Annotated in this window: 3 protein-coding genes; all 3 read right to left on the bottom strand. The window is 60.6% G+C overall.

The genetic code is table 11. The features are described from left to right. Positions 1 to 104 precede the first annotated feature (104 nt). Positions 105 to 341, bottom strand: coding sequence for an anti-sigma factor family protein (locus HU811_RS26595; RefSeq protein ID WP_186659049.1), 237 nt, complete (start codon positions 339 to 341; stop codon positions 105 to 107). After that, positions 335 to 946: an RNA polymerase sigma factor gene (locus HU811_RS26590; RefSeq protein WP_092397401.1), complete on the bottom strand. Its 612-nt coding sequence runs from the start codon at positions 944 to 946 to the stop codon at positions 335 to 337. Before HU811_RS26590 ends, HU811_RS26595 begins: the two co-directional genes overlap by 7 nt. Before the next feature lie 186 nt (positions 947 to 1,132). Beyond that, the gene (locus HU811_RS26585) at positions 1,133 to 2,254 is read right to left on the bottom strand and encodes a beta-ketoacyl-ACP synthase III (RefSeq protein WP_092397399.1); all 1,122 of its coding nucleotides are present in this window, start codon (positions 2,252 to 2,254) and stop codon (positions 1,133 to 1,135) included. Positions 2,255 to 2,480 lie beyond the last annotated feature (226 nt).

Raw genomic sequence — 2,480 nt, 5'->3', positions numbered from 1 at the left:
GCGAGCCTGCTCGCGATAGCGGTGAAGCAGCCGGCATTGATGTCGACTGAGGCAATGCTATCGCGAGCAGGCTCGCTCCCACAGATGCGCAGGGTGTTGGGATTTCAGCGGATGTTTTTGCGGCGTTCGGCGGCGAGTTTTTCGGCGAGGTGATCCAGGTCGGGAATCGGGGGGTCCGGGAGCTTTTTGAGGGTGGCCTGCATTAGGCGCATCTGGCGGATGAACCGCCGGCATTTGGCGCAGAACATCAGGTGATGACGCATCATCAAGCGTTCACGCAAGCTCAATTGGCCGTCGAGAAAGTCGCTGGAGCGCGCCACTTGTTCCTTGCAGGTCAGCATTCGCCGGTTTCCTCGAAATGTTCCACGGTGGCAAAGACCTTCAGCCGTGCCCGATGCAATAGCACACGTACGTTGGAGAGCGAGATGTCCAGAAGATTACAGATGTCTTCCAGCTCCAGGCCCTGACGTTCGCGCAGGCTCAGGACACTGCTTTGCAGTTGCGACAGGCTGAGCAGCGTGTGCTCGAGGCATTCGCGCAGTTCGCTCATGGTGAGCAGCGCCTCCGGCGTGTCCTGATGCCAGGCGAACGGCGCCAGCAGCCAATGGCCATCCGCGGCGAAACGATCATCCCCAAGCGTGCCGTGGGGCGACGGCAAATCATCGAGCAGCACTTCCCGGCGGTTCTGCTTGTAGCGGCCCTTGGCGGCGTTGGCGGTGATGGTCAGCAGCCAGGTCTTGAGACTGGAGCGGCCTTGAAAGCCATTGAGGTTGCGCACCACTGACAACCAGGCGTCCTGCACCACTTCGTCAGCATGCCGACTGCCCACGATGGCGTAGGCCACGGCGCGCATCGGGCTCTGGTAGGTGCTGACCAGTTCCTTGAAGGCTTGCTGCTCACCGGCCAGGAGGCGTTGGAGCAGTTGTGTTTCGTCGCTGACGGTCATTCAACGCCCCAAATGCCGGTAAGGTTTGATGATGCCTTTGTGGCGAGGGAGCTTGCTCCCGCTCGGTCGGGCCGGCGCTCCAGTGCGCAGCAACCGTAAAATCCTGGGGCCGCTACGCAGCCCAGCGGGAGCAAGCTCCCTCGCCACAGCAAGCTCCCTCGCCGCAATAAACCCCATTGCCAACAATCAATGCTTGCGCAAAATCACGCTACCAATCGAATACCCGGCACCGAACGAGCTGAGTACGGCCACTGAACCGCTGGGCAAATCATCCTGATAGGTGTGAAACGCAATCACCGAACCCGCCGAGCTGGTGTTGGCGTAGCGGTCGAGGATCACGGGGGCTTCTTCTTCGGTGGCTTCGCGACCCAGCAGCTTGCGCACGATCAGGTGGTTCATGCTCAGGTTGGCCTGGTGCAGCCAGAAACGCTTCACCTCACCGACACTCAGCTGATTTTCTTCCAGGTGGACGCCGATCAGCTCGGCCACCATCGGACAGACGTCGCGGAAGACTTTGCGACCTTCCTGGACGAACAGCTTGTCACGGCTGCCGATACCCTCTTCCCCGGCGCGGTTGAGGAAGCCGAAGTTGTTGCGGATGTTGTTGGAGAATTTGGTGAGCAGCTTGGTGCTGACCACGTCGAACTGATACGGCGAGGTCGCCAGGTCCGCCCGTTCGATGATCACCGCGGTGGCCGCGTCGCCGAAGATGAAGTGGCTGTCGCGGTCGCGGAAATTCAGGTGGCCGGTGCACACCTCAGGGTTAACCATCAGGATTGCCCGGGCCTGGCCCAGTTGTACGCTGTTGGCCGCGGCCTGGATGCCGAACGTCGCCGAGGAACAGGCCACGTTGATGTCGTAACCAAACCCTTCGATGCCCAGGGCTTCCTGGACTTCAATGGCGATGGCCGGGTACGGACGCTGCAGGTTGGAACAGGCGACGATCACGCCATCGATGTCGGCGGCGGTGCGCCCGGCGCGTTCCAGGGCCTGTTTCGCGGCACCGACGGCCATTTCGCACAGCACCGACCACTCCTCGTTGGAGCGCTCGGGCAGGCGCGGGGTCATGCGTTGCGGGTCGAGAATACCGTCCTTGTCCATGACAAAGCGGCTCTTGATGCCGGAGGCTTTTTCGATGAACGCCGCGCTGGACTCGGTCAGCGCCTCGACTTCACCGCGTTCGATGGCTTGGGCATTGTCGGCGTTGAATTGCGCGACATAGGTATTGAAAGACTGCACCAGCTCTTCATTGGAGATGCTGTTGGCCGGGGTGTACAGGCCGGTGCCGCTGATGACGACGTTATGCATGGTCGTGTCTCTGATCTGTTCAGGCAGAAAGCGTTGGCACCGACGTACCAACACACAAGGGGTCTTTTCCCATCCAGGGGAAGCAGACCTGGCAGCGCTTTATTCCGATCCGCCCGTGGCCGTTGAGGCTCAAAAACCACGGGACCGGCATTTATAGGCGCGAAGTTTGCCATAAACGCTGGCGTTTGGTGCATTGTCCATTAAATACGACACAAAACCCTGTGGG

Origin of the sequence: Pseudomonas tehranensis, from assembly GCF_014268615.1 — a bacterium.
Lineage (GTDB): Bacteria > Pseudomonadota > Gammaproteobacteria > Pseudomonadales > Pseudomonadaceae > Aquipseudomonas > Aquipseudomonas tehranensis.
This window is presented reverse-complemented; position numbering and strand designations above follow the sequence as displayed.